At 30.9% G+C, this 26996-nt stretch carries 25 protein-coding genes, 1 tRNA gene, 1 pseudogene and 3 other annotated features; all 27 genes and pseudogenes read left to right on the top strand.

Features of this window, described 5'->3' with window-relative positions; all coding sequences use genetic code 11:
• Positions 1-115: 115 nt before the first annotated feature.
• The 27 genes and pseudogenes from E0D94_RS13065 to rpsG all read left to right on the top strand — a co-directional run bounded on the left by E0D94_RS13065 (position 116) and on the right by rpsG (position 26975).
• Complete coding sequence (locus E0D94_RS13065; protein ID WP_130808002.1) at positions 116-592, top strand: CarD family transcriptional regulator; 477 nt, start codon at positions 116-118, stop codon at positions 590-592.
• A gap of 146 nt (positions 593-738) precedes the next feature.
• Complete coding sequence (locus E0D94_RS13060; RefSeq protein WP_130808001.1) at positions 739-1848, top strand: PIN/TRAM domain-containing protein; 1110 nt, start codon at positions 739-741, stop codon at positions 1846-1848.
• A gap of 171 nt (positions 1849-2019) precedes the next feature.
• Positions 2020-3570, top strand: a complete 1551-nt coding sequence (gene pckA, locus E0D94_RS13055; RefSeq protein ID WP_130808247.1) for a phosphoenolpyruvate carboxykinase (ATP) — start codon at positions 2020-2022, stop codon at positions 3568-3570.
• Between the two features lie 70 nt (positions 3571-3640).
• Positions 3641-4342, top strand: a complete 702-nt coding sequence (gene ispD / locus E0D94_RS13050; protein WP_130808000.1) for a 2-C-methyl-D-erythritol 4-phosphate cytidylyltransferase — start codon at positions 3641-3643, stop codon at positions 4340-4342.
• Positions 4343-4356: 14 nt separating this feature from the next.
• Complete coding sequence (gene ispF / locus E0D94_RS13045; protein WP_130807999.1) at positions 4357-4830, top strand: 2-C-methyl-D-erythritol 2,4-cyclodiphosphate synthase; 474 nt, start codon at positions 4357-4359, stop codon at positions 4828-4830.
• Positions 4831-4886: 56 nt separating this feature from the next.
• Positions 4887-5083, top strand: a binding site (T-box leader).
• 43 nt (positions 5084-5126) lie between these two features.
• A complete protein-coding gene (locus E0D94_RS13040) occupies positions 5127-6845 on the top strand; it encodes a proline--tRNA ligase (protein WP_130807998.1) in 1719 nt (572 codons plus the stop codon).
• A gap of 84 nt (positions 6846-6929) precedes the next feature.
• Complete coding sequence (gltX, locus tag E0D94_RS13035) at positions 6930-8417, top strand: glutamate--tRNA ligase (RefSeq protein ID WP_130807997.1); 1488 nt, start codon at positions 6930-6932, stop codon at positions 8415-8417.
• Positions 8415-8622: a binding site (T-box leader), on the top strand. (Overlaps the previous gene by 3 nt.)
• A 59-nt stretch (positions 8623-8681) precedes the next feature.
• Entirely contained in the window at positions 8682-9320 is a 639-nt protein-coding gene (gene cysE, locus E0D94_RS13030) for a serine O-acetyltransferase (RefSeq protein ID WP_130807996.1), read from the top strand.
• Between the two features lie 2 nt (positions 9321-9322).
• Positions 9323-10720 (top strand): cysteine--tRNA ligase, encoded by a 1398-nt coding sequence (gene cysS / locus E0D94_RS13025; RefSeq protein ID WP_130807995.1) that lies wholly within the window; start codon positions 9323-9325, stop codon positions 10718-10720.
• A complete protein-coding gene (locus E0D94_RS13020) occupies positions 10702-11118 on the top strand; it encodes a Mini-ribonuclease 3 (RefSeq protein WP_130807994.1) in 417 nt (138 codons plus the stop codon). The genes cysS and E0D94_RS13020 overlap by 19 nt, the downstream gene beginning before the upstream one ends.
• A gap of 17 nt (positions 11119-11135) precedes the next feature.
• Positions 11136-11882, top strand: a complete 747-nt coding sequence (gene rlmB / locus E0D94_RS13015; RefSeq protein WP_130807993.1) for a 23S rRNA (guanosine(2251)-2'-O)-methyltransferase RlmB — start codon at positions 11136-11138, stop codon at positions 11880-11882.
• A 1-nt stretch (position 11883) separates the two neighbouring features.
• The gene (locus tag E0D94_RS13010; protein WP_130807992.1) at positions 11884-12408 is read left to right on the top strand and encodes an NYN domain-containing protein; all 525 of its coding nucleotides are present in this window, start codon (positions 11884-11886) and stop codon (positions 12406-12408) included.
• A 90-nt stretch (positions 12409-12498) separates the two neighbouring features.
• On the top strand, positions 12499-13137 hold the full coding sequence (gene sigH / locus E0D94_RS13005) for an RNA polymerase sporulation sigma factor SigH (protein WP_423213407.1): 639 nt from the start codon (positions 12499-12501) through the stop codon (positions 13135-13137).
• Between the two features lie 53 nt (positions 13138-13190).
• Positions 13191-13266: transfer RNA gene (locus tag E0D94_RS13000), tRNA-Thr, on the top strand.
• Between the two features lie 42 nt (positions 13267-13308).
• Positions 13309-14502 (top strand): elongation factor Tu, encoded by a 1194-nt coding sequence (gene tuf / locus E0D94_RS12995; protein WP_130807977.1) that lies wholly within the window; start codon positions 13309-13311, stop codon positions 14500-14502.
• 174 nt (positions 14503-14676) lie between these two features.
• Entirely contained in the window at positions 14677-14826 is a 150-nt protein-coding gene (gene rpmG / locus E0D94_RS12990) for a 50S ribosomal protein L33 (RefSeq protein ID WP_130807990.1), read from the top strand.
• A 70-nt stretch (positions 14827-14896) separates the two neighbouring features.
• Positions 14897-15112 carry a preprotein translocase subunit SecE gene (gene secE, locus E0D94_RS12985; RefSeq protein ID WP_130807989.1) on the top strand — a complete coding sequence of 72 codons (216 nt, stop codon included), beginning with the start codon at positions 14897-14899 and terminating at the stop codon, positions 15110-15112.
• 53 nt (positions 15113-15165) lie between these two features.
• Entirely contained in the window at positions 15166-15684 is a 519-nt protein-coding gene (gene nusG, locus E0D94_RS12980) for a transcription termination/antitermination protein NusG (RefSeq protein ID WP_165442989.1), read from the top strand.
• 92 nt (positions 15685-15776) lie between these two features.
• Positions 15777-16202, top strand: coding sequence for a 50S ribosomal protein L11 (gene rplK / locus E0D94_RS12975; protein ID WP_130807987.1), 426 nt, complete (start codon positions 15777-15779; stop codon positions 16200-16202).
• Positions 16203-16251: 49 nt separating this feature from the next.
• On the top strand, positions 16252-16953 hold the full coding sequence (gene rplA / locus E0D94_RS12970; protein ID WP_130807986.1) for a 50S ribosomal protein L1: 702 nt from the start codon (positions 16252-16254) through the stop codon (positions 16951-16953).
• Between the two features lie 51 nt (positions 16954-17004).
• Positions 17005-17144 (top strand) — a sequence feature (ribosomal protein L10 leader region).
• 33 nt (positions 17145-17177) lie between these two features.
• Entirely contained in the window at positions 17178-17696 is a 519-nt protein-coding gene (rplJ, locus tag E0D94_RS12965) for a 50S ribosomal protein L10 (RefSeq protein WP_130807985.1), read from the top strand.
• Positions 17697-17715: 19 nt separating this feature from the next.
• Positions 17716-18093: a 50S ribosomal protein L7/L12 gene (rplL, locus tag E0D94_RS12960; protein ID WP_130807984.1), complete on the top strand. Its 378-nt coding sequence runs from the start codon at positions 17716-17718 to the stop codon at positions 18091-18093.
• Between the two features lie 229 nt (positions 18094-18322).
• Positions 18323-21898: pseudogene (gene rpoB, locus E0D94_RS12955) on the top strand (DNA-directed RNA polymerase subunit beta); the annotation flags it as partial.
• A 42-nt stretch (positions 21899-21940) separates the two neighbouring features.
• Positions 21941-25549: a DNA-directed RNA polymerase subunit beta' gene (gene rpoC, locus E0D94_RS12950; protein WP_130807982.1), complete on the top strand. Its 3609-nt coding sequence runs from the start codon at positions 21941-21943 to the stop codon at positions 25547-25549.
• 138 nt (positions 25550-25687) lie between these two features.
• The gene (locus E0D94_RS12945; protein ID WP_130807981.1) at positions 25688-25930 is read left to right on the top strand and encodes a ribosomal L7Ae/L30e/S12e/Gadd45 family protein; all 243 of its coding nucleotides are present in this window, start codon (positions 25688-25690) and stop codon (positions 25928-25930) included.
• A gap of 20 nt (positions 25931-25950) precedes the next feature.
• Positions 25951-26364, top strand: coding sequence for a 30S ribosomal protein S12 (gene rpsL, locus E0D94_RS12940; RefSeq protein WP_130807980.1), 414 nt, complete (start codon positions 25951-25953; stop codon positions 26362-26364).
• A gap of 140 nt (positions 26365-26504) precedes the next feature.
• Entirely contained in the window at positions 26505-26975 is a 471-nt protein-coding gene (gene rpsG, locus E0D94_RS12935; RefSeq protein WP_130807979.1) for a 30S ribosomal protein S7, read from the top strand.
• Positions 26976-26996 lie beyond the last annotated feature (21 nt).

Genomic DNA, 26996 nt, shown 5'->3' with positions numbered 1-26996 from the left:
GCTATATTGAGTTGACAAACGTTTGAGTTATGTGGTAAAATGTTAAATTTGACAAGAAAGCTATAATATTGTATACTATTTTTATGAGTATGTTTATAATGTGGGAGGGTTTTGTATGTTTGATATTGGAGATAAGATTGTTTACCCTATGCATGGTGCTGGAATCATAGAAGGTATAGAAGAAAAAGAAATATTAGGCGAAAAGAAAAAATATTTTATTATGAAGATGCCCATGGGAGAAATGAAGGTAATGGTTCCTATGGATAACATAGAAGATATAGGGATTAGAGAAGTTATAAGCTTAGAAGAACTAGAACAAGTTTTAGCTGTACTAGGTGATGATAAAACAAAAATGCCACAAAACTGGAATAGAAGATTTAGAGCTAATATGGATAAAATCAAAAGTGGAGATATTTTTGAGATAGCAAGTGTAGTTAGAAATCTTTTAATTAGAGATAGAGAAAAAGGTCTCTCTACTGGAGAAAGAAAAATGTTAAATAATGCAAAGCAAATGTTAGTAAGTGAAATAGTTTTAGCAAAAGGAATAGATGAAATTCAAGCGGATGAATTAATAGAAGATATAGTAAAATAGCGTCTGTTTAGACGCTTTATTTTTAATTTGATATTGTTAAAAATTTGTAGAATTTGATTTAATTTTGCTTAATTTAATATAAACGTGGTAAATAAGTTATATATATATTTTTTTTGGACATAATTAATTTATAGGAGGTGACATGTTTGGTAAATAAAGTTTTGAGAATAATTTTGACTTTAACTGGATTTCTTTTGGGATTTGGGCTTGCATTGACAGTAGAAAATTTAGGCGTTCTAGATTTTATTGAAAGAGACGTTTTTTTATTGATAAGTTATATTGTTATTAGTGCTTTAGTTGGAATTATAGTATTTATATTATCACCAAAAATTATAAATTTAGGTAACTCTATAGGTTCTAGTGTGGAAAGTGAATTGCAGAGAATTCCAGCAACAGATATTATATTAGGTGCTGTTGGATTGATAGTAGGTTTGATAATTGCTTATTTAATATCGCAACCTATATTTAATTTGGAGATACCTTATATAACAGTGCCAGCAGCTGTGGTATTATATTTATTATTTGGCTATCTAGGTATCAATGTTACTACAAAGAAAAGAGAAGATTTTGCAGTACTTACAAATTTATTTAAGAAATCTGCACCAAAAGAGGAAATTGTAAAAAAAGAGTATCCTAAATCAAGAGTAAAACCAAAGGTATTGGATACATCAGTGATAATAGATGGTAGAATTGCTGATATATGTGAAACAAAATTTATGGAAGGACCTCTTGTTATACCAGAATTTGTATTAGAAGAATTACAACATATAGCAGATTCATCTGATTCTTTAAAGAGAAATAGAGGTAGAAGAGGACTTGATATTTTAAACAGAATACAAAAGGAAATAGATATAGAAGTTATAATTCATGATAAAGATTTTGAAGATATATCTGAAGTAGATAGTAAGTTATTAAAATTAGGACAATTTTTAAATGGTATGGTAGTTACCAATGATTATAATTTAAACAAAGTAGCAGAATTTCATGGAGTAGAAGTATTGAATATCAATGAACTTGCAAATGCTGTGAAACCTGTAGTATTACCTGGTGAAGAGATGATTGTTCAAGTAATAAAAGATGGTAAGGAATCAGGACAAGGTATTGCATATCTTGATGATGGTACTATGATAGTAGTAGATGGTGGTAGAAAGCATATTGGAGAAACATTGGATGTTATGGTTACAAGTGTACTTCAAACTGCTGCCGGTAGAATGATATTTGCAAAACCTAAATATATGATTGAACAAGCAGGATAAAACTCTGAAGTTATTTCAGAGTTTTTTATTTGGGATTAAAATTAAATATGACAAAAATAATATATTTTTTTACATTATATATGTTATACTATTATTATATTTATGCTATAATATATAGCATAATAACAACTTTTAAAACAAATATCCAAGGGGGTAAATATTTTGTATAACATTAATAGCAATATAGAAAATATTTTAGAATCTAAAAATGTAAAATTTAATTTAAATGAGGATGAATTAATAAATATAGCAATAGAAAAAGAAAATGCTATGTTAGCTTCTAATGGAGCTTTAAGTATAAATACTGGAAAATATACTGGTAGGTCTCCTCACGATAGATTTATTGTAAAAGAAGACTTAGTTAAAAATAATATAAATTGGAATTCTCAAAATAAGCCTATTTCAAAAGAAGATTTTGATAAACTATCAAAAACAGTTATAGACTATATAGAAAATAAAGAATTATATGTATTTGAAGGTTTTGTAGGTTCTGATCAAAAATATAGAATGCCTTTGAGAGTTATAAATGAACTTTCAAGTCAAAATTTATTTGCTAAACAAATGTTTATAGAAAATATGGATAAGGATAACGATTTCAAAAATAATTTTACTGTTATAGCTGTTCCAAACTTAAAAATAGATCCTGAACATTATAATTTGAATTCTGAAGCTTTTATAGTTATTAGTTTTGAAAAAAGAGTAGTTTTAATTGGTGGAACAAAATATAGTGGAGAAATAAAAAAATCTATGTTTACTGTGATGAATTATTTGTTGCCTTTTGAAAATGTACTTCCTATGCATTGTTCAGCAAATAGGGGACAAAATGGAGATGTTGCATTGTTTTTTGGATTATCTGGCACAGGAAAAACAACATTATCTGCAGATAATGATAGGAAATTAATTGGTGATGATGAACATGGTTTTACTGAAAATGGAGTATTTAATTTTGAAGGTGGTTGTTATGCAAAATGTATAGATTTATCAGAAGAAAAAGAACCACAAATATATAATGCAATCAGAAAAGGTTCAATAATTGAAAATGTTGTTTTAGATGAAAATACAAAAGATCCAAGTTACTCAGATAATAGATATACAGAAAATACTAGAGCTGCATTCCCTATAACTCATATTGAAGATGCTATACTTGATGGAAAAGGAGAAATACCAAAAAATATTATATTTTTAACAGCAGATGCTACAGGAGTATTGCCTCCTATTTCAAAACTTACTAAGGAACAAGCAATGTATCACTTTATGAGTGGTTATACAAGTAAGCTTGCTGGAACTGAAAGAGGAATAAAGGAGCCTATGGCAACATTTTCAGCATGTTTTGGTGAACCTTTTATGCTTTTAGAGCCACAAGTATATGCTAAACTTTTAGGAGAAAAAATTGAAAAATATAATTTAAATGTATTTTTAGTTAACACTGGATGGACTGGTGGAGAATATGGAGTAGGAAATAGAATAAATTTAAAATATACAAGAAATATGGTTAGAGCTGCATTAAATGGTGAATTAGAAAAGGTCGATTATATTAAAGATAGTATATTTAATTTATCTATGCCAGTAAAATGTAATGGAGTACCTGAAGAAATATTAAACCCTATAAATACTTGGGATGATAAAGAAAGATATTATGAGAAAGCAAATGAATTAGCACAGAACTTTAAAGAGAATTTTAAGAAGTTTAATATAAACGAAGAAATTATTTTAGCATCATAATTTTAAAAAGCTACCTTCAAAAGGTAGCTTTTTTTATGGATTTTTCTTATAATTAACTTGAGGTGAAAAAATGAGCTATAAAAATAAGAAAGTTTCAGTTATTATTGCTGCTGCAGGCATGGGTAAAAGGATGAATAGTAATATAAATAAACAATATATTTTATTAAATGACAAACCTATACTTTTTTATACATTAGATAAGTTTGAAAAAAATAAATTTGTAGATGACATAGTAATTGTAGCAAAAGAAGATGAAATAAATTATTGTAATAAAAATATAGTAAATAAATATAAATTTAAAAAAATAAAAGATATAGTTGCTGGAGGAAAAGAGCGTAGGGATTCAGTATATAATGGCTTAAAGATGGTAAATCCTAAAAGTGATATTGTACTTATTCATGATGGAGCTAGACCATTTGTTGATGATGAAATTATAAATTCATCTATAAAAGAAGTTATATTAAATAAAGCCACAGTTGTAGGTGTTCCTGTAAAGGATACAATAAAGATTGTTAATAATGATAATATAATTGAAAGTACACCTAATAGAAGTCATTTGTGGAAAGTTCAAACACCACAAAGTTTTTCTTATAAAGTTATAATGGATTGTTATAATAAAGGTATAGAGAGTGAGTTAAATGTAACAGATGATTCTATGTTAGTAGAGCATTTTGGATATTCTGTAAAAATGATAATGGGGAATTATAAGAATATAAAAATTACCACTCCAGAAGATTTAGTTATGGGTGAAAATTTTTTAGATAGAATATAAAAGGAGACGAATAGATGAAAATAGGAATTGGTTATGATGTACATAAGTTAGTAAAAAATAGAGATTTAATTGTGGGGGGAGTGAAAATAGAACATGAAAAAGGGCTCTTAGGACATTCTGATGCAGATGTATTAACTCATGCTATAATGGACAGTATATTAGGAGCATTATCTTTAGGAGATATTGGTAAGCATTTTCCAGATACTAATTCAGAATTTAAGGATGCAAGTAGTATAAGTTTATTAAAAAAAGTATATGATAGTATGTATGACAAAGGTTATATAATAGGTAATATTGATGCTGTTATTGTAGCTCAGAGGCCTAAAATGGCACCATATATTATTGATATGAGGAAAGTAATATCAGATACACTAAAAACTTCAATAGATAATATAAATATAAAAGCTACTACTACAGAAGAACTTGGATTTGAAGGTAGAAAAGAAGGAATATCAGCTCAATCTGTATGTTTACTTATAAAAAAATAATATTTTATTGACAATAAATTAGTTTTTTAGTAATATATATAATAAAATTAAATAATTTAAAAGCATTGAAGGAAAATAGTAAGTATTTATGATTCAAAGAGAGAAAGCTCTAGGCTGTAAAGTTTTCATTCCGCTAAATATTGAACCTGTTCCCGAGCTTAAGCAATATTTGCTTACGGTTTTATATCGTTATAGTCTAGAGTGGACTTTTTATGGTCAACTAGGGTGGTACCGCGGAATATCCGTCCCTTTTTAGGGGCGGTTTTTATTTTGTTTTAAAATAGGAGGGTTTAAATATGAAAATGTCAAGGTTATATATGCCAACACTTAGAGAAGTGCCAGCAGATGCTGAAATACCAAGTCATAAACTATTATTAAGAGCAGGTATGATTAGAAAATTAGTATCAGGAGTATATTCTTATTTACCTTTAGGTTTTAGAGTAATAGAGAAAATAGAAAAAATTGTGAGAGAAGAGATGGACAGAGCAGGTTCTCAAGAAGTGTTAATGTCTGCTATTCAACCTAGAGAATTATGGGAAGAATCAGGAAGGTGGGCTGATTTTGGTCCAGAAATGTTTAGACTTAAAGATAGAAATGAAAGAGAATTTTGTTTAGGACCAACACATGAAGAGATATTTACTGACCTAATAAGAAATGAATTAAAATCATATAAGCAATTACCTTTAAATATTTATCAGATACAAACTAAATATAGAGATGAAAAAAGACCACGTTTTGGTGTCATGCGTTCCAGAGAATTCATTATGAAAGATGCATATAGTTTTGATAAAGATGTAAATGGAATGAATGAAAGTTATATGGATATGTGGAGAGCATATGAAAAGGCATTTACTAGATGTAATCTGAACTTTAGGGTTGTAGAAGGTGACTCTGGAGCTATGGGAGATGGCGATTCTCATGAATTTACTGCTATGAGTAGTGTAGGTGAAAGTGAGATAGCTTATTGTAAAGATTGTGACTATGCAGCTACAGATGAAAAAGCAAAAGTAATATATAGCATAGATAATAAAGGAGAAAATCTAGAAATTGAGGAAGTTCATACACCAGGTATCAAAACAATAGAAAATTTAGTGGAGTTTTTTGGTATAGATGCTTCTAATTTTGTAAAAACTCTTTTAGTTCGTATATCTGATGAGGTTATAGCAGTACTTATTCCTGGAGATAGAGAATTAAACCATACTAAACTTGTAAATTATTTTAAAGTTCCTGAACATGAATTAGAAATGTTAGATGAAGAAGGCGTAAGAAATGTTACTGGAGCTGAAGTGGGATTTGCAGGACCTATAGACTTAAAGCAAGATATTAAAATATTAATGGATTCTAGAGTTAAAAAGATGAAAAACTTTATAATAGGTGCAAACAAAACAGATTATCATATTAAAAATGTAAACATAGATGATATTTCAGCAGAAGAAGTTGAAGACTTGTTATTAGTTAAAGAAAATGATGAATGTCCTAAATGTGGTAGCGAGTTGTTAATAGAGAGAGGAATAGAAGTTGGTAATATATTCCAACTTGGCACAAAGTATAGCGATGGTTTAGATGCTACTTTCCTTGATGAGAACGGTAAATCAACCAAGTTCTGGATGGGTTCCTATGGTATTGGGATAACTAGAACAATGGCTGCAATAATAGAACAATATCATGATGATAAAGGAATAATATGGCCATTATCTGTGGCTCCTTACCATGTAATAATAACAGTGGTAAATGCTAAAAAAGATGACCAAATGGAGCTTGGTGAAAAATTATATAATCAATTAATGGATAAAGGTATAGAAGTATTAATTGATGATAGAAAAGAAAGAGCTGGAGTTAAGTTTACAGATGCAGAACTTATAGGTATTCCAATAAGAATAACCGTAGGTAGAGATGCTAAAGAATCAGTTGTAGAATTTTCTGTAAGAGGAAAAGAAGATAAGATAAAAATAAATTCAAATGAAATATTTGAAAAAGTTCAAGAAGCCTTTAATGAGCAAGGACTTAAGTTGTAACTTGCTATTAAGGGGTATATATTATATAATAAATAACAATAATTAATGAAGTAAGGTTTAAATTTAAACTTATGGAGGTATTTTATGAGTAATATTAGAGTGAGATTTGCTCCAAGTCCTACAGGATTTGTTCACATAGGGAGTCTTAGAACGGCTCTATATAATTATTTATTTTCTAAAAATAACGGTGGAAAATATATTTTAAGAATAGAAGATACAGATAGAACTAGATTTGTAGAAGGAGCTTTAGAAAACTTAATAGATTCTATGGAATGGGCAGGAATAACACATGATGAAGGTGTATTTGTAGAAAATGGTGAAATCGTAGAAAAAGGTGAATATGGCCCATATACTCAATCTAAAAGATTAGATATTTATAAGAAATATATAGATATATTAATAGAAAAAGGGTATGCTTATTATTGTTTTTGTTCAAAAGAAAGATTAGATAAAGTACGTGAAGAACAAAAAAGAGATGGTAAAATACCAAAATATGATGGATATTGTAGAAGTTTAGATAAAAGAGAAGCTGAAATTAGAATCGCAAATGGCGAAGATTATGTGGTACGACTTAAATTACCTGAAAATGAAAATATAGTATTTGATGATTTAGTAAGAGGGAAAGTTACTATTAATACAAATGATATGGATGATCAAGTTCTTATGAAGTCAGATGGATTTCCAACATATCATTTTGCAGTAGTAGTGGATGATCACTTAATGAATATATCACATGTAGTTAGAGGTGAAGAATGGTTACCATCAACACCTAAGCATGTATTTATGTTCCAAGCTTTTGGATGGAAAGCTCCAACATATGTGCATTTACCCACAGTTTTAAATAAAGATAAGAAAAAATTATCTAAAAGACAAGGTGATGTATCTGTATCAGATTTCAAAGAAAAAGGATATCTTCCTGAAGCATTAGTTAACTATTTGGCTTTAGTTGGCTGGAGTCCAGAATCAAATAAAGAAATATTTTCAATGAATGAACTAGAAAAAGAGTTTTCATTTGATAGAGTATCAAAAACTGGTGGAGTATTTGATATAGATAAATTAAACTGGATAAATGGTCAATATATAAGAGAAGAAAGTTTAGAAAGAATAACAGATTTATCAATCCCTTTCTTAAAAGAAGCAGGATATATTGATAATAATGATGTGGAAAATAGATATGATTGGATAAAAACTCTAGTTTCTACTGTAAAAGAAGATCTCTCTTATCTTTCTGAAATAAAAGAAAAAGCAAATATATATTTTAATTATGAAATTGACTTAGAAGATGAAAAAGTATTAGAAACATTAAAAGGAGAACAAGTTCCATTACTTTTAAATGCTTTTAGAGAAGAGTTAGACCAAATAGATGAAATAGATGAAGAGTTTTCAAAAACAATAATCAAAAAAATTCAAAAGAAAACTAAAGTTAAAGGAAAGAATTTGTTTATGCCAATAAGAGCTATGCTTACAGGGAAACTTCATGGACCTGAAATGGTAAATATAATTTTAGTTTTAGGTAAACAAAATATACTTAATCGCATAGAATATGTAGAAAATAATGTTTTAAATAATTAAAAAGTAATGATAAGGAAAAGTAAATTTATACTACCTAACAGAGAATAGTCCCTAGGCTGAAAGGATTAAGGGATGTATAGATTGAAAATGCACCTTTGAACTTTTTGTTTGAAAAAAGTAAAACAAAACGTTTGTTACGTTATAACTATTAGAGATAAGCTAAATGCTTAAATTAGAGTGGAACCACGGAAAAACCGTCTCTATACAAATGTATAGAGACGGTTTTTTAATATTAAAATTAGTGTTAGAAAGTAGGAATATATTATGTTTTCTAGTATAAGAGAAGATATAAATGCAATATATAAAAGAGATCCAGCAGCTAAAAATTTCATAGAAATATTATTATGTTATCCAGGATTACATGCGGTCATACTTCATAGAGTATCTCACTATTTATATAATAAAAATATATATTTATTAGCTAGGATTATATCTCAAATATCAAGATCTTTTACAGGGATAGAAATTCATCCCGGTGCTAAAATAGGTAAGAGAGTATTTATAGATCATGGTATGGGAGTAGTAATAGGTGAAACTACTGAAATAGGTAATGATGTAGTTATATATCAAGGAGTAACTTTAGGTGGTACAGGAAAAGAGGAAGGTAAAAGACATCCTACTATTGGTAATAATGTAGTAATAAGTAGTGGAGCAAAGGTATTAGGTCCTTTTAAGGTAAATGATTTTGCTAAAATTGGAGCTGGTGCAGTTGTGTTAAAAGAAGTACCAGAGTATGCAACAATAGTGGGAATACCTGGTGAAGTAGTTCTTAGAAAGAAAGTTACACCTATATCAGATTTAGATCTTGATCAAACAAAATTTCCTGATCCTATAGCAGATAAATTTAAGGATATGGATAATAGAATAAAAGAATTAGAAAGAAAATTAATAAGGGAGGAATAAAAATGAAATTATATAATAGTTTAACTAGAAAAAAGGAAGAATTTATACCTTTAAATAAGGATAAGGTGACAATGTATGTATGTGGACCGACAGTATATAATTATATCCATGTAGGTAATGCGAGGCCACTTATAGTTTTTGATGTCTTAAGGAGGTTTCTTAAGACAAAAGGATATAAAGTGGACTATCTTGTTAATTTTACAGATATAGATGATAAAATGATTGAGAAAGCAAATGAAGAAGGAAAAACAGTAAAAGAAATTGCAGATAAGTTTATACAAGAATATACTGTAGATGCTAATAATCTTCAAATATTAGAAGGTGAAACAATACATCCTAGAGCTACAGAAAATATCGATGAGATAATAGAATTTATAGAAGAATTAGAAAAGAAAGGATTTGCTTATAATGTAAATGGAGATGTATATTTTGATATTAGCAAATGGCATAATTATGGAAAGTTATCAAATAAAAATATAGAGGAATTACAGTCAGGGGCTAGAATAGGTGTAAATACAGAAAAAAGAAATCCGGTAGATTTTGCTCTTTGGAAAAGCAAAAAAGAAGGAGAACCTTTTTGGAAAAGTCCATGGGGCGAAGGAAGACCAGGATGGCATATTGAATGTTCTGTCATGGCAAGAAAGTATTTAGGAGATACTATTGATATACATGCTGGAGGGCATGATTTAGAATTCCCACATCATGAAAATGAAATAGCTCAATCAGAAAGCCTTACTGGCAAACCATTTGCTAACTATTGGCTTCACAATGCAATGATAAATGTAGAAGATATAAAAATGAGTAAGTCTAAATTAAACTTTTTTACAGTGAGAGGCATAAGTGAAGAATATGATCTAGAAATAGTAAGGTATTTTATTTTATCTAGTCATTATAGAAGTCCAATAAACTTTAGTAGAGAAATACTTGAGCAATCAAAAAATGGTCTCGATAGACTTTATAATGGAAAAAACAAATTGAAAGATCTTCTAGATACTTCTGATAGACAAGATACAAATGTTGATAGTAAAATAAAAGAAAAAATAGATGGATTTAAAGTTGAATTTAACAATAGTATGGAAGATGATTTAAATACTTCTGATGCTTTATCAAAGGTATTTGAACTTATTAAATATACTAATACAAATTTAAATAGTGATGTTTCTTATGGTACTTTAAAATATAGCTATGATGCTCTAACTCAGTTAAGTGATATATTAGGGTTATTATATAAGGAAAATGAAATTCTAGATGAAGAGATAACTTTATTAATTGAAAAAAGACTGGAAGCAAGAAAAAATAAAGATTATGCTTTAGCAGATAAAATAAGAGATGATTTAAAAGAAAAGGGTATAATATTAGAAGATACAAAGAGAGGTACTAAATGGAAAAGGGAAATATAGATAATATATATGAAAAAATATGGAGTGAGAGAGACGTTAATATGCTCTCTCCTTTACAACTTGCTTATATAGGTGATGCAGTTTATGAAGTGTTTATCAGAAGATTTTTATTGGAAGATAAATTACTTTCCGTAAATGAGCTTCATAAACGAGCTATAGAGTTTGTAAAAGCAAAAGCACAATCTGACATAGTGCATGAATTAATGAACGTTTTAACAGAAGAAGAAATTAGAGTTGTTAAAAGAGGTAGAAATACTAAATCACAAACTGTGCCTAAAAATGCCAATGTATCAGATTATAGATATGCAACTGGTTTTGAAGCATTAGTAGGATATTTATATTTATTAGATAGACAAGATAGAATTAAAGAGTTATTTCATATGATAATAGAAAATTAATATGAGGAGTGAGAAATATGAATACAAATGATTATATAGAAGGAAGAAATCCAGTTATAGAAGCATTAAAATCTGGCAGAGAAATAGAGAAAATATTTATAGAAGATGGAAATAAAACAGGTTCCATAAATGAGATTAAGAAATTAGCTAAATCTCGTGGGATTATAATTCAATATGTTCATAAAAATAAACTTAATCAAATTAGCAGCACAAATTCTCATCAAGGGGTCATAGCAATTTCTTCAAGTCATACTTATAAAAATATAGAAGATGTATTTGCACTTGCTAAAAGAAGAAATGAAGATCCTTTTATAATTATATTAGATGAAATTAAAGATCCTCATAACTTAGGTTCCATAATGAGAACAGCAGAATGTGTAGGGGCTCATGGAATAATAATTCCTAAGAGGAGGTCTGTAGGACTTACTTCTACAGTTGCAAAAACATCAGCAGGAGCAATAGAGTATATGCCAGTAGTTAAAGTGCCTAATATAGCTAATACAATAGATGTTTTAAAACAAGAAGGTGTTTGGATATATGGAGCAGACATGGATGGAAGTGCTGATTATTATAACATGAACTTGACAGGTCCTATTGGAATAGTTATAGGTAGTGAAGGTAGCGGGATTGGAAGATTAGTAAAAGAAAAATGTGATGATCTAGTAAAAATACCTATAAAAGGAAAAGTATCATCTTTAAATGCCTCTGTTGCAGCTTCTATTATAATGTATGATGTAAACAGACAAAGAGGATTGAAAAAATGAGATGGCTAAGAATAAAAAAGAGTATCTTTTTATAGATGCATATAACATAATAAACAGTTGGACTAAACTTAAAGAATTAAGCCGCTTAAGTTTAGATACTGCAAGGAATGAACTTATAGAAATAATGTCAGAATATCAATCTTTTACAGGTATTAATGTAATAATAGTATTTGATGCTCATTTAGTAAAGGGAAGTAATACTAAAGAAGAAAATATATATGGTCTTTCTGTTGTCTATACAAAGGAACATGAAACAGCAGATAGATATATAGAAAGAAAACTAGATCAAATGGGAAGAAATAAAATTGTTAGAGTTGCAACTTCTGATTGGACAGAACAACAAGTGGTGTTAGGTAGAGGTGGGACAAGGATATCTGCAAGAGAATTAGAAATTGAAGTAAATAGGGTAAAACGCTCTATAAAAAAGCAAAAGGAAAAAGAAGTTAAATATAAAAAGGATTCATTAGGGGAAAGGTTAAATAAAGAAATTTTAGAAAAATTCGAAAAAATACGAAGAAAAAGCTAAAATGCTTGACTGGCAAACTGTAACTAATATATAATAACCATATAAGTTTGATATTTCAGGGAATATCTGGAGGAGATATTAGTGGAATCCATAGCACAAAAGAAGATCAACGAATTATACACTGATATTTACCCATTAATGGGTGATGAGGAAATAGTTAAAAAAGCAAAAAAGGGGGATAATATAGCTTTAGAATATTTAATTAAAAAGTACAAATATTTTGTACGGGCTAAAGCTAGAAGTTATTTTTTAATAGGAGCAGACAAAGAGGATATAATACAAGAAGGCATGATAGGACTGTATAAAGCTGTTAGAGATTATGATGCAACTAAACTAGCTTCTTTTAGAGCATTTGCTGAACTTTGCATTACAAGACAGATTATAACAGCAATAAAAACAGCCACAAGACAAAAGCATATGCCTTTAAATTCATATGTCTCTTTGAATAAGCCTTTATATGACGAGGAGTCAGATAGAACGTTAATGGATATGATTTCAGGGGCAAAAGTGACAGATCCTGAGGAACTTATGATATCTAAAGAAGAACTATCTAGAATAGAAGAGAAAATAGGACAAACACTTAGTGGGTTAGAACTTGAAGTATTACTATCTTATTTGCAAGGTAAAAGTTATCAAGAGATAGCAATTAACTTAGAAAGACATGTAAAGTCTATTGATAATGCTCTCCAAAGAGTAAAAAGGAAATTAGAAAAAGATTTACCTATTTAATCTATTGACATTCAAAATTTAACATAGTACAATTATTTACAGTAGTTTTAAATGCCCATGTAGCTCAGTAGGTAGAGTACTTGCATGGTAAGCAAGAGGTCACCGGTTCAATCCCGGTCGTGGGCTCCATTTTTATTGATACGTTATTTAAAAAATTGAGGAGGATTAATAATGGGAAAAGCAAAATATGAAAGAACTAAACCACATGTTAACGTTGGAACAATAGGACACGTTGATCATGGTAAAACAACATTAACAGCAGCAATAACAGCAGTATTACATGAAAGACTTGGATTTGGAGAATCAACAGCATTTGACAACATAGATAAAGCTCCAGAAGAAAGAGAAAGAGGAATAACAATATCATCAGCTCACGTTGAGTATGAAACAGAAAACAGACATTATGCACACGTTGACTGCCCAGGCCATGCTGACTATGTAAAGAACATGATAACAGGAGCAGCACAAATGGACGGAGCGATACTAGTAGTATCAGCAGCAGATGGACCAATGCCACAAACAAGAGAGCACATCTTATTATCAAGACAAGTTGGAGTACCACAAATAGTAGTATTCTTAAACAAAGCAGATATGGTAGATGATGAAGAATTAATAGAATTAGTAGAAATGGAAGTAAGAGAATTATTATCAGAATATGAATTTGATGGAGATGACATTCCAGTAATAATAGGATCAGCTCTAAAAGGATTAGAAGACCCAAGTGGTGAGTGGGGAGATAAGATCATGGAATTAATGGAAGCAGTAGATGAAACAATTCCATCACCAGAAAGAGAAGTAGACAAAGACTTCTTAATGCCAGTAGAAGATGTATTCTCAATTACAGGTAGAGGAACAGTGGCAACAGGAAGAGTAGAAAGAGGAGTACTAAAAGTACAAGACACAGTAGAATTAGTAGGATTAGCAGATAGTGCAAGACAAGTGGTAGTAACAGGAGTAGAAATGTTTAGAAAGTTACTAGACCAAGCACAAGCAGGAGATAACATTGGAGCACTATTAAGAGGTGTACAAAGAGATGATATTGAAAGAGGTCAAGTATTAGCTAAGCCTGGTTCAATAACACCACATACAAAATTCAAATCAGAAGTATATGTATTAAACAAAGAAGAGGGTGGAAGACATACACCATTCTTTAACGGATACAGACCACAATTTTACTTTAGAACAACAGATGTTACAGGTTCAATTCAATTAGATGAAGGCGTAGAAATGGTAATGCCGGGAGATAACGCACAATTTACAATTGAACTTATTACACCAATAGCAATGGAAAAAGGACTTAAATTTGCTATACGTGAAGGTGGAAGAACAGTTGGAGCTGGAGTAGTTAGTGAGATAATAGAATAGTTTAGATATTAAAGGCTAAAAACTAGGTCTTAAATGGCCTAGTTTTTTGTTTACGTTTTATATTGACATAAAATAAATTTTGTGATAATTTATATAAGTACTGATAGTTATTATTGGATTATTATGCCTAGATATATAATACTATAGATATTAAGGCGTAGGAGGTGTGTTTTAATGAGAGATAAAATAATTTTAGCCTGCACTGAATGTAAGCATAGAAATTATACAACAACTAAAAACAAAAGACTACATCCTGATAGAGTGGAAATGAAGAAATATTGTAAGTTCTGTAAAACTCATACAAATCACAAGGAAACAAAATAATTTCTTTTACTAAATTGATTAATCTTTAATGAATTAGTCGATATTAATAAAAGTAAGGATGTGAAATTATATGGCAGCTCAAGCTGATTCAAACAAAGGCGCTTTTAAAAAGATGAAAACATATTTTAGAGGTGTGAAGGCAGAGGTTAAAAAGGTAAATTGGCCTAATAAAAAAGAATTGATAAATCATACAGCTGTAGTAATAGCTTTATGTACTATAGTAGCACTTATTATATGGTTATTTGATACTTTAGTAAAAGGCTTATTGTCATTTATAATTGGCTAATAAAAAGCAAGGGAGGGAAGGACTCTATTGGAGTCCCGAAATCTATGACAGATATGTCGGATAAGGCCAAATGGTATGTCGTTCATACTTATTCTGGTCATGAAAACAAAGTTAAAGCAAACATAGAAAAACTAGTTGAAAACAGATCTATGCAAGACATTGTACATGAAATACTTGTACCTACTGAAGAGTATGTAGAAGTGAAAGATGGCAAGAAAAAAGTCAAAGAAAGAAAGAAATTCCCGAGCTATGTTATTGTTAAAATGGTAATGACTGATGAATCATGGTATCTTGTTAGAAATACAAGAGGTGTAACAGGATTTGTAGGTCCTGGTTCTAAACCTATACCTCTAACCCCTGAAGAAATTAAAAATATGGGTGTTAAGGAAGCACTTCCTGAAATTGATATCAAAGTAGATGATTCTATAAAAGTAATATCTGGGCCATTTGAAAATTTCATGGGTACAGTAAAAGAAATAAATACTGAGAAAAGAAAACTTAAAGTTTTTATTTCTATGTTTGGGAGAGAAACACTTGTAGAACTTGATTTTGATCAAGTACAAAGCTTATAAAGAGTATATTACTCTTTTTTATAGACTTTTATAAGTCTAAAGTGGGAGGGGAAACCCGACTAACCACAAATAGATAAGGAGGTGTGACAGGGATGGCTAAAAAAGTTCAAGCTGTAGTTAAGTTACAAATTCCAGCTGGTAAAGCAACTCCAGCGCCACCAGTAGGTACTGCTTTAGGACCACATGGTGTTAATATAATGGGATTCTGTAAAGAATTTAATGCTAAAACTGCTGATCAACCTGGTATGGTAATTCCAGTTGTTCTTACAGTATATCAAGATAGATCATTTACATTTATAACTAAGACTCCTCCTGTTGCTGTTTTACTAAAGAAAGCTTTAGGATTAGACACAGCATCTGGAGAACCTAATAAAAATAAAGTAGCAACAATTTCTAAGGATCAAGTTAAAGAAATTGCTGAAACTAAAATGCCTGATTTAAATGCAAGTGATATAGATGCTGCTATGAGTATGGTGGCAGGTACTGCAAGAAGTATGGGTATAGTAGTAGAAGAATAAAGAAAAAAGTGGGAGATGTAAATCGATAATACCACAAAGGAGGATATAAATGGCTAAAAGAGGAAAGAAATATGATAATAGTATCAAATTAGTTGATAGAGAAAAACTTTATGATGTTGACGAAGCTATTGAATTAGTTGAGAAAACTGCTAAAGCTAATTTTGATGAAACAATTGAATTATCAATTAAACTTGGTGTTGATCCAAGACATGCAGACCAACAAGTAAGAGGTGCTATAGTACTTCCACATGGTACTGGTAAAACTAAAAAAGTTTTAGTATTTGCAAAAGGTGAAAAAGCAAAAGAAGCTGAAGAAGCTGGAGCAGATTTTGTTGGAGCTGATGAATATTTAGATAAGATTCAAAAAGAAAACTGGTTTGGTTTTGACGTAGTAGTAGCTACTCCAGATATGATGGGTGTAGTTGGAAGACTAGGTAGAGTTCTTGGACCAAAAGGATTAATGCCTAATCCTAAATCAGGTACAGTTACTTTTGATGTTGCAAAAGCTGTGAATGATATTAAAGCAGGTAAAGTGGAATATAGAGTAGATAAAACTAGTATAGTTCACGTTCCGATCGGTAAAGCTTCTTTTGGAGAAGAAAAAATAAAAGAAAACTTTGATGCTTTAATGGGAGCTATAATAAAAGCGAAACCATCAGCAGCTAAAGGTAGATATCTTAAGAGTGTAGTTATCTCAAGCACAATGGGACCAGGAATCAAACTTAATGGTCAAAAATTAATGGATAGATAAATTAAAATTTTTATTGACATAATAGGTAGACCGTGGTAATATATTAAAAGATTAAAATTTAATAAAGAACCGTAGAAAGTAGGGACCAAATGGTTTAAATTTCCTACCTAGGTTGTACCGATTATGATTAATTTATATATAATTATATAAAAGGTCTTCCTTGTCTATGGAAGACCTTTTAATTTTATGAGTATTTATTCCTTATTCGAGGAGGTGGAAGTAAAATGAACAAAAAAATAGTTGAGCAAAAGCAACAACTAGTTCAAGAAATAAGAGATAAAATATCAGGTGCTAAATCAGTAGTATTAGTTGATTATAGAGGATTAAATGTAGATGAAGTGACTGAGCTTAGAAGAAAGTACTCTGAAGCAGGTGTAGAATATAAAGTTTATAAAAACACTATGATGAGATTTGCTTTTAAAGAAGAAGGTTATGAAGAATTTACTAATCACTTAACTGGACCAAATGCAATAGCAATATCTAATGAAGATCCAGTTATAGCTGCTAAGATAACTAATGACTTTGCTAAAGATCATAAGAAATTAGAACTTAAAGCAGGTATAGTTGAAGGTGATGTATTAGGCCTTGATAAAATAACTGAAATAGCTAACTTACCTTCTAAAGAACACTTACTTACTCAAGTTGTTATTGCATTAAATGCACCAATTAGTAAGTTTGCTAGAGGTATACAAGCAATTGTTGATAAAGAAAATAGTGGAGAAGAATCCGCAGACGAACAATAAAAAAATGGAGGAATTATAAATGAGTGAAAAAATCACAAACATAATAGATCAAGTTAAAGAGTTAACTGTATTAGAATTATCAGATTTAGTTAAAGCTCTTGAAGAAGAGTTTGATGTAAGTGCACAAGCACCAGTAATGGTAGCAGGTGGCGGAGCAGCAGCAGGTGGAGCAGCAGAAGAAGAGCAAACAGAATTTGATGTTATCCTTGCAAACGCTGGAAATTCAAAAATTAAAGTTATTAAAGTTGTAAGAGAAATAACTGGACTTGGATTAAAAGACGCTAAAGGATTAGTTGATGGAGCACCAGCGCCAGTTAAAGAAGGCGTTGAAAAAGAAGCAGCTGAAGAAATGAAAGCTAAGTTAGAAGAAGTAGGAGCTACTGTAGAGCTTAAGTAATTTATTTTAATAAAAAGTACCTTAAAGGTACCTTTTTTAATGCTATTTCTTTTTCTTGACATATTGCATGTTGTGTGATAGCATTATAAGATGCAAAATAATGAATATTTGGCATGAAAATTGTATAAAAATAATTTTTATGGCAATAGTATTATAGATGTAATGAAAAATTTTCCACCAAAGGAGTTCCATTACCTTTTGGAATTAGTTTTTATAAGGGGTGAATAATATGGTGCATCCTGTTTCGTATGGTAAACGGGTTAGAATGAGTTATTCAGTAATTGATGAAGTATTAGAACTTCCCGATTTGATTGAGGTTCAAAAAACATCATATGAATGGTTTGTAAAGGAAGGACTTAAAGAGGTGTTTGATGATATCTCTCCAATCCAGGATTATACTGGGAATTTAATCCTAGAATTTGTAGACTATTATGTGTCGGATGAACCCAAATATGGTATTGAGGAATGTAAAGAAAGAGATGCAACTTACTCAGCTCCATTAAAAGTAAAAGTTAGACTTATTAACAAAGAAACTGGAGAAGTAAAGGAACAAGAAGTATTTATGGGAGATTTCCATCTCATGACAGACAAAGGTACCTTTATAGTTAATGGTGCAGAAAGGGTTATAGTTAGTCAATTAGTTAGATCACCAGGAGTTTACTATTCTGAAAAAGTAGACAAAACTGGAGATAAGCTCTTTTCATCTACGGTCATTCCTAATAGAGGGGCATGGTTGGAATATGAAAGTGATTCAAATGACATAGTATATGTAAGAGTAGATAGAACTAGAAAATTACCTGTAACTGTTCTTTTAAGAGCACTTGGTTATGGTACTGATGCAGAAATATTACAGCTTTTAGGTGAATCAGAACATTTACTAAACAGTATTGAAAAGGACAATACTACAAATGAAGAAGAAGGTCTTTTAGAAATATATAAAAGACTTAGACCGGGAGAACCACCAGCTGTAGAAAGTGCAAGATCACTTATTAATACTTTGTTTTTTGATCCAAAGAGATATGATTTAGCAAAAGTAGGTAGATATAAATTTAACAAGAAACTTGCTTTAAGCGGAAGAATTGTTAATAAAATTTCATCTGATAATATTGTAAATGAATCAACTGGAGAAATAATAGTTTCTAAAGGTGATAAAATCACTAGAGATAAGGCTTTAGAAATAGAAGCAGCAGGCATAAATAAAGTTGATATATTATCAGAGGAAAATAAGATAATAAAAGTTATAGGTAATCATTTTGTAGATGTAAAAGCACTTGATTTGCCTATATCCTTAGAAGAATTAGGAATAAAAGAAAGAGTATATTATCCTGTACTTAAAGAAATATTAGATGAATATTCAGACACTCAAGATATAAAAGAAGCTGTAGAACAGAGGTTTAGAGAATTATTACCTAAACATATAATAATTCCTGATATAATAGCTTCTATTAGTTATGAATTCAATCTTTTCCAAGGGATAGGAGAAACTGATGATATAGATCATCTAGGTAATAGAAGAGTACGTTCAGTAGGAGAATTATTACAAAATCAATTTAGAATTGGTTTATCTAGAATGGAAAGAGTAGTTAGAGAGAGAATGACAATACAAGATATTGATATTGCAACTCCTCAAGCTCTTATTAATATACGTCCAGTTGCGGCTTCTATCAAAGAGTTTTTTGGCAGCTCTCAACTTTCACAATTTATGGATCAAACCAACCCATTAGCAGAACTTACTCATAAGAGAAGGATGTCTGCATTAGGTCCTGGTGGACTAAGTAGAGATAGAGCTGGATTTGAGGTTCGTGACGTTCATCCATCTCACTATGGAAGAATGTGTCCTATTGAAACGCCAGAAGGTCCAAATATAGGACTTATAAACTCACTTGCAAGTTTTGCAAGAATTAATGAATATGGATTTATTGAAGCTCCATATAGAAGAGCAGATAAAGAAAAAATAAGAATGACAATGGACATAGATTATCTTACAGCAGATGTAGAAGATAAATTTATTGTTGCTCAGGCAAATGAGCCATTAGATGAAGAAGGTAAATTTTTAAATAAAAGAGTTGTAGTTAGAGCTGAAGATGGAACTTATGATGCAGTGAGCCGTGAAGAGGTTGATTACATGGATGTTTCTCCGAAGCAAATAGTTTCTGTAGCTACAGCGATGATTCCTTTCCTTGAAAATGATGATGCTAATAGAGCTCTTATGGGAGCAAACATGCAACGTCAAGCAGTGCCATTACTTAAGTCTGAATCACCTATAGTTGGTACAGGTATGGAATATAAAGCAGCAAAAGATTCAGGAGTTGCTATAGTATCTAAAGTTTCTGGAGTTGTAGAAAATGTATCTGCTGATGAAATATCAATCAGAAAAGATGAAGATGGTGGATTAGAAAGGTATAAACTTCTCAAATTCAAACGTTCAAACCAAGGTACTTGTATAAATCAAAAGCCTATAGTGGAAAAAGGTGAACGCATTGAAAAAGGCCAAGTTATAGCTGATGGTCCATCTACAGACTTAGGTGAAATAGCTTTAGGTAAAAATATGCTTATAGGATATATGACTTGGGAAGGTTATAACTATGAGGATGCTATTTTAATAAATGAAAACTTAGTTAAAAGAGATGCTCTTACATCTATTCATATAGAAGAATATGAAGCAGATGCTAGAGATACTAAACTAGGTCCTGAAGAAATAACAAGAGATATTCCAAATGTTGGAGAAGACTCTCTGAAAAATCTTGATGAACGAGGAATAATAAGAATAGGTGCTGAAGTAAAACCTGGAGATATTTTAGTTGGTAAAGTTACACCGAAAGGTGAAACTGAGCTTACTGCTGAAGAAAGACTTTTACGTGCTATTTTTGGAGAAAAAGCAAGAGAAGTTAGAGACACATCTCTAAGAGTACCTCATGGTGAAACGGGTATAATTATTGATGTTAAGGTATTTAAGAGAGAAAATGGAGATGAATTATCACCAGGAGTTAATGAATTAGTTCGTGTATATATAAGTACTAAAAGAAAGATTAATGTTGGAGATAAAATGTGTGGACGTCATGGTAATAAAGGTGTTATATCTAGAATATTACCTGAAGAAGATATGCCATTTTTACCTGATGGTAGACCACTTGATATACTATTAAATCCACTTGGAGTTCCTTCACGTATGAATATAGGTCAGGTATTGGAAGTTCATTTGGGTATGGCTGCTAAAGAATTAGGTTGGCATATAGCTACTCCTGTATTTGATGGTGCTAATGAAGAAGATATATTTGAGGCATTGAAAAAAGCGGGACTTCCTGAAACAGGAAAGATTTCTCTTCGTGATGGAAGAACTGGTAAGTATTTTGATAATCCAGTTACTGTAGGATATATGTATATGCTGAAACTTCATCATTTAGTAGATGATAAAATACATGCTAGATCAACAGGTCCTTATTCACTTGTTACTCAACAACCACTTGGTGGTAAAGCACAATTTGGAGGACAAAGATTTGGAGAAATGGAAGTTTGGGCACTTGAAGCATATGGTGCAGCTCATACTCTTCAAGAAATATTAACAGTTAAATCTGATGATGTTGTTGGTAGAGTTAAAACTTATGAAGCTATTGTAAAAGGGGAAAATATCCCTGAACCAGGAGTTCCAGAATCTTTTAAAGTACTTATAAAAGAACTCCAAAGTTTATCGTTAGACATAAAGGTTCTTACAAATAATGATGAAATTGAGATTAAAGAATCAGTAGACGATGAGATTAACGATTTAAATTTAGGACTTAAAGCAGAAGATGATAATGATAATGAGTAATTTTCTTTATAAAACTTTAAGGAAGGGAGAGAAAGCCCCTTGTTTGAACTTAACAATTTTGATTCAATAAAAATAGGGTTGGCGTCTCCAGAAAAAATTAGACAGTGGTCTAGAGGAGAAGTCAAAAAGCCAGAAACAATAAACTACAGAACATTAAAGCCTGAAAAAGAAGGTTTATTCTGTGAAAAGATTTTTGGGCCTACAAAAGACTGGGAATGTCATTGTGGGAAGTATAAAAGAGTAAGATATAAAGGTGTAGTGTGTGATAGGTGTGGAGTAGAAGTAACTAAATCTAAAGTGAGAAGAGAAAGAATGGGGCATATTGAACTCGCAGCCCCTGTATCTCACATTTGGTACTTTAAAGGAATACCAAGTAGAATGGGACTTATACTTGATATGAGCCCGAGATCACTTGAAAAAATATTGTATTTCGCTTCTTATGTTGTAATTGATCCAGGTGAAACTTCACTATCAAGCAAACAATTATTAAGTGAAAAAGAATATAGGGAAGCAATTGATAAACATGGAAATAGTTTTACTGCTGGAATGGGAGCAGAAGCAGTAGAAGAACTTCTAAAGAGGATAGATTTAATAGGTGAGTCAAAAGAACTTAAAGCTGCACTTAAGGAAAGTTCTGGACAAAAGAAAATTAGAATAATAAGAAGACTCGAAGTAATAGAGGCTTTTAAACAATCTGGAAATAAACCTGAGTGGATGATACTAGATGCAGTTCCAGTTATACCACCAGATTTACGTCCTATGGTTCAATTAGATGGTGGTAGATTTGCAACATCTGACTTAAATGACCTTTATAGAAGAGTTATAAATAGAAACAATAGACTTAAAAGATTATTAGATTTAGGTGCACCAGATATCATTGTTCGAAACGAAAAAAGAATGTTACAAGAAGCAGTAGATGCACTTATTGATAATGGTAGAAGAGGAAGACCTGTAACTGGACCTGGTAATAGACCTTTAAAATCACTATCAGACATGTTGAAAGGTAAGCAAGGTAGATTTAGACAAAACTTACTTGGTAAAAGGGTAGATTATTCAGGTAGATCTGTTATTGTTGTAGGTCCTGATCTTAAATTTTATCAATGTGGTTTACCTAAAAAAATGGCACTTGAATTATTCAAACCATTTGTAATGAAGAAACTTGTTAATGATGGATTTGCACATAATATTAAAAGTGCTAAGAGAATGGTAGAAAAAATTAAACCTGAAGTATGGGGAGTATTAGAAGAAGTAATTAAAGATCATACAGTATTACTTAATCGTGCGCCTACACTTCACCGTTTAGGAATACAGGCATTTGAACCTATATTAGTAGAAGGTAAAGCTATAAAACTTCATCCATTAGTATGTACTGCATATAATGCAGACTTTGATGGGGACCAAATGGCTGTTCACGTTCCGTTATCTACTGAGGCACAAGCTGAAGCAAGATTCTTAATGCTTTCTATAAATAATATATTAGCACCACAAGCAGGTAGCCCAATAACCACTCCAACTCAGGATATGGTACTTGGAACTTATTATTTAACTATCGACATACCTGGTGAAAAAGGTGAAGGTATGATATTTAAAGATTATGATGAGTTATTACATGCTTATCAAAATGAAAGTGTTGGACTTCATGCTAAAGTTAAAGTCTTAGTTAAATTAGATGAGAATGATAAAGGTAAACTTGTGGAAAGTACGGTAGGAAGATTTATATTTAATGAAAATATACCACAAGATTTAGGAATTATAGATAGAAGTAAAGATAAATATTTTCTTGAAACTGATGGGTTAAATGATGACCCTGGTAATGATCAAAATAAAGGACTTGTTACTAAAAAAGGACTTGGAGTAATAATTGATAAATGTTTTAAAAAGCATGGAAATACTACTACTGCTATTATGCTGGATCACATTAAAAACCTAGGATTCCATTATTCTTCTATAGGAGCTGTAACAATTGGAGTAAGTGATATAATTGTTCCAGAAGCTAAACGAATACTTGTAGGAGAAGCAGAAGAAAAGGTTGAGAAATATGAGAGAGCTTTTAGAAGAGGACTTATATCAGATGAAGAAAGATATGAAAAAGTTATAGAAGTATGGACTAAAACAACAGAAGATGTTACTGACGCTCTTATGGAGAATCTAGACAGATTAAATAATATCTTTATTATGAGTCACTCAGGGGCTAGAGGTAGTAAAAACCAGATAAGACAGCTTGCTGGTATGAGAGGACTTATGGCGAATGCTTCTGGTAAGACTGTAGAGATACCAGTTAAATCAAACTTTAGAGAAGGTTTATCAGTACTCGAATTCTTTATATCTACCCATGGTGCTAGAAAAGGACTTGCAGATACAGCGCTTAGAACTGCTGACTCAGGATATCTTACAAGACGTCTTGTTGATGTAAGTCAGGATGTAATTGTAAGGGAAGAAGACTGTGGAGCAGAAAAAGGAATAAATGTTAAGGCATTTATGGATGGTAATGAAGTAATAGAGGAACTATATGATAGAATAGTTGGAAGATACAGTTTAGATACTTTGAAAAATCCTAATACAGGAGAAGTTATAGTAGAAAAACAAGAATTTATAAATGATGATAAAGCAAAAGAAATAATAGATGCTGGAATAACTTCATTAGATGTTCGTTCTGCTTTAACATGTGAATCTAAGCACGGTGTATGTTCTAAATGTTATGGTAAAAACCTTGCAACAGGTGGAAAAGTAGATGTTGGTGAATCTGTAGGTATAATAGCAGCACAATCTATAGGTGAACCTGGTACACAGCTTACAATGCGTACTTTCCATACTGGTGGGGTAGCTGGTGGAGATATAACTCAAGGTCTTCCAAGGGTAGAAGAGTTATTTGAAGCTAGAAAACCTAAAGGACTTGCTATAATATCTGAAATAGCCGGTAAAGTAAGTATAAATGAAACCAGAAAGAAAAAAGAAGTAGTTGTTACAAATGAGGATAAAGAATCTAAAACTTATACAATTCCTTATGGTTCTAGAATAAAAGTAAGACAAGACGAAGAAATAGAACCTGGAGATGAAATAACAGAAGGATCTGTTAACCCTCATGATATACTAAAGATTAAAGGTGTAATTGGAGTTCAAAATTACATTGTAAAGGAAGTTCAAAGAGTTTATAAGATGCAAGGTGTTGATATTAACGATAAGCATGTTGAGGTAATAGTTAGACAAATGTTAAATAGAGTTAAAATCGAAGATTCTGGAGATACAGATTTACTTCCAGGAAGTCTTGTAAATATATTTGAATTCCAATCTGAAAATGATAGAATTGAAGCTGATGGTGGCGATCCAGCAGTTGGTAAAAGAGTTCTTTTAGGAATTACTAAAGCATCTTTAGCTACAGATTCATTCCTTTCAGCAGCCTCTTTCCAAGAGACTACAAGAGTTTTAACAGAAGCTGCAATAAAAGGAAAAGAAGATCATTTATTAGGATTAAAAGAAAATGTTATAATTGGAAAACTTATACCTGCTGGTACTGGTATGAGAAAATATAAATCTATTGCAGTGAATGGAACAGAACCTTTAGAAGAGGACTTAGATCAATCAAAAGATGTACAAATTATAGAAGACAATGAAGAGAAAAAAATAATAGAAGAAGATTTGGAAATATAACTTATAATTCTTGACAGTTATTCTATGTGATGTTACAATATTTGAGTATGTAAATTTGATTGTCTTTTTAGTATTGATAGTGATTATGGGATAAGTTTATTCCATAATCCTATCGGTATTTTAAGGAGGAGACTTGTTTTGTTATCTAATATTAAAGATAAGAACAAAGTAGTAGGAACCAAGCAGGCTAAAAGATTTTTAATGAAAGATAGTGTTAATCTTTTATATGTAGCAGAAGATGCAGATAAAAAGGTTACTAGTGATTTATTAGAAGAAGCTAATAAAAAATCAGTAGAAGTCATTTTTATAAAAAGCATGAAAGAGCTAGGGGAAGCCTGTGGAATTGATGTTAGAGCTGCAACAGTAGCTATACTTAAGTAAATTTGGAAGGAGGTGCCCATATGCCAACTATTAACCAATTAGTAAGAAAAGGTAGAAAGAAAGTAACTAAAAAATCTGACTCTCCACATTTAAATGATGGATTTAACTCATTAAAGAAGAAGACTACAAAGATAAATTCACCACAAAAAAGAGGAGTATGTACAGCTGTTAAAACTGTTACACCTAAAAAACCTAACTCAGCTTTAAGAAAAATAGCAAGAGTTAGACTTACAAATGGACATGAAGTTACAGCTTATATCCCAGGTATAGGCCATAATCTTCAAGAACATAGTGTTGTTCTTATAAGAGGTGGAAGAGTAAAAGACTTACCTGGAGTTAGATATCATATTGTAAGAGGTACATTAGATACATCAGGTGTTGATGAAAGAAGACAAGCAAGATCTAAGTATGGTACTAAGAAGCCAAAAAACTAAAATAGTATTATGGTAAAAGCGCGGAATGTAATGCTATGATTCCTCAGGAGCCTATAGCTTAATATATACATTATGTGCACCACGATTCTTCGGAATCGAGTACCTAAGAATTAATCTTGATTATTAAGGAGGGAAGAGACGTGCCAAGAAAAGGTCATATTCAAAAAAGAGAAATAATGGAAGATCCTATATATAAGGATAAAGTAGTAACAAAACTAATTAACTCTATTATGTTAGATGGTAAAAGAGGAGTTGCTCAAAAGATAATTTATGGAGCGTTTGATATAATAGCTGAAAAAACAGGTGAAGAACCATTAGAAGTATTTCATAATGCGTTAGAAAATATAATGCCTGTATTAGAAGTTAAAGCTAGACGTGTTGGTGGGGCTACTTATCAAGTACCAATAGAAGTTAGACCTAGAAGAAGACAGACATTAGGACTTAGATGGTTAACAACTTACTCTAGAAAAAGAGGAGAAAAAACTATGAGTGAGAGATTAGCTAAAGAAATAATGGATGCTAACAACAATACTGGAGCAAGTGTTAAGAAGAAAGAAGATACACATAAAATGGCAGAAGCTAATAAAGCATTTGCACATTATAGATGGTAATAATATAACAGAAGCAGGAAG

Origin of the sequence: Senegalia massiliensis, from assembly GCF_900626135.1 — a bacterium.
Lineage (GTDB): Bacteria > Bacillota > Clostridia > Tissierellales > SIT17 > Anaeromonas > Anaeromonas massiliensis.
This window is presented reverse-complemented; position numbering and strand designations above follow the sequence as displayed.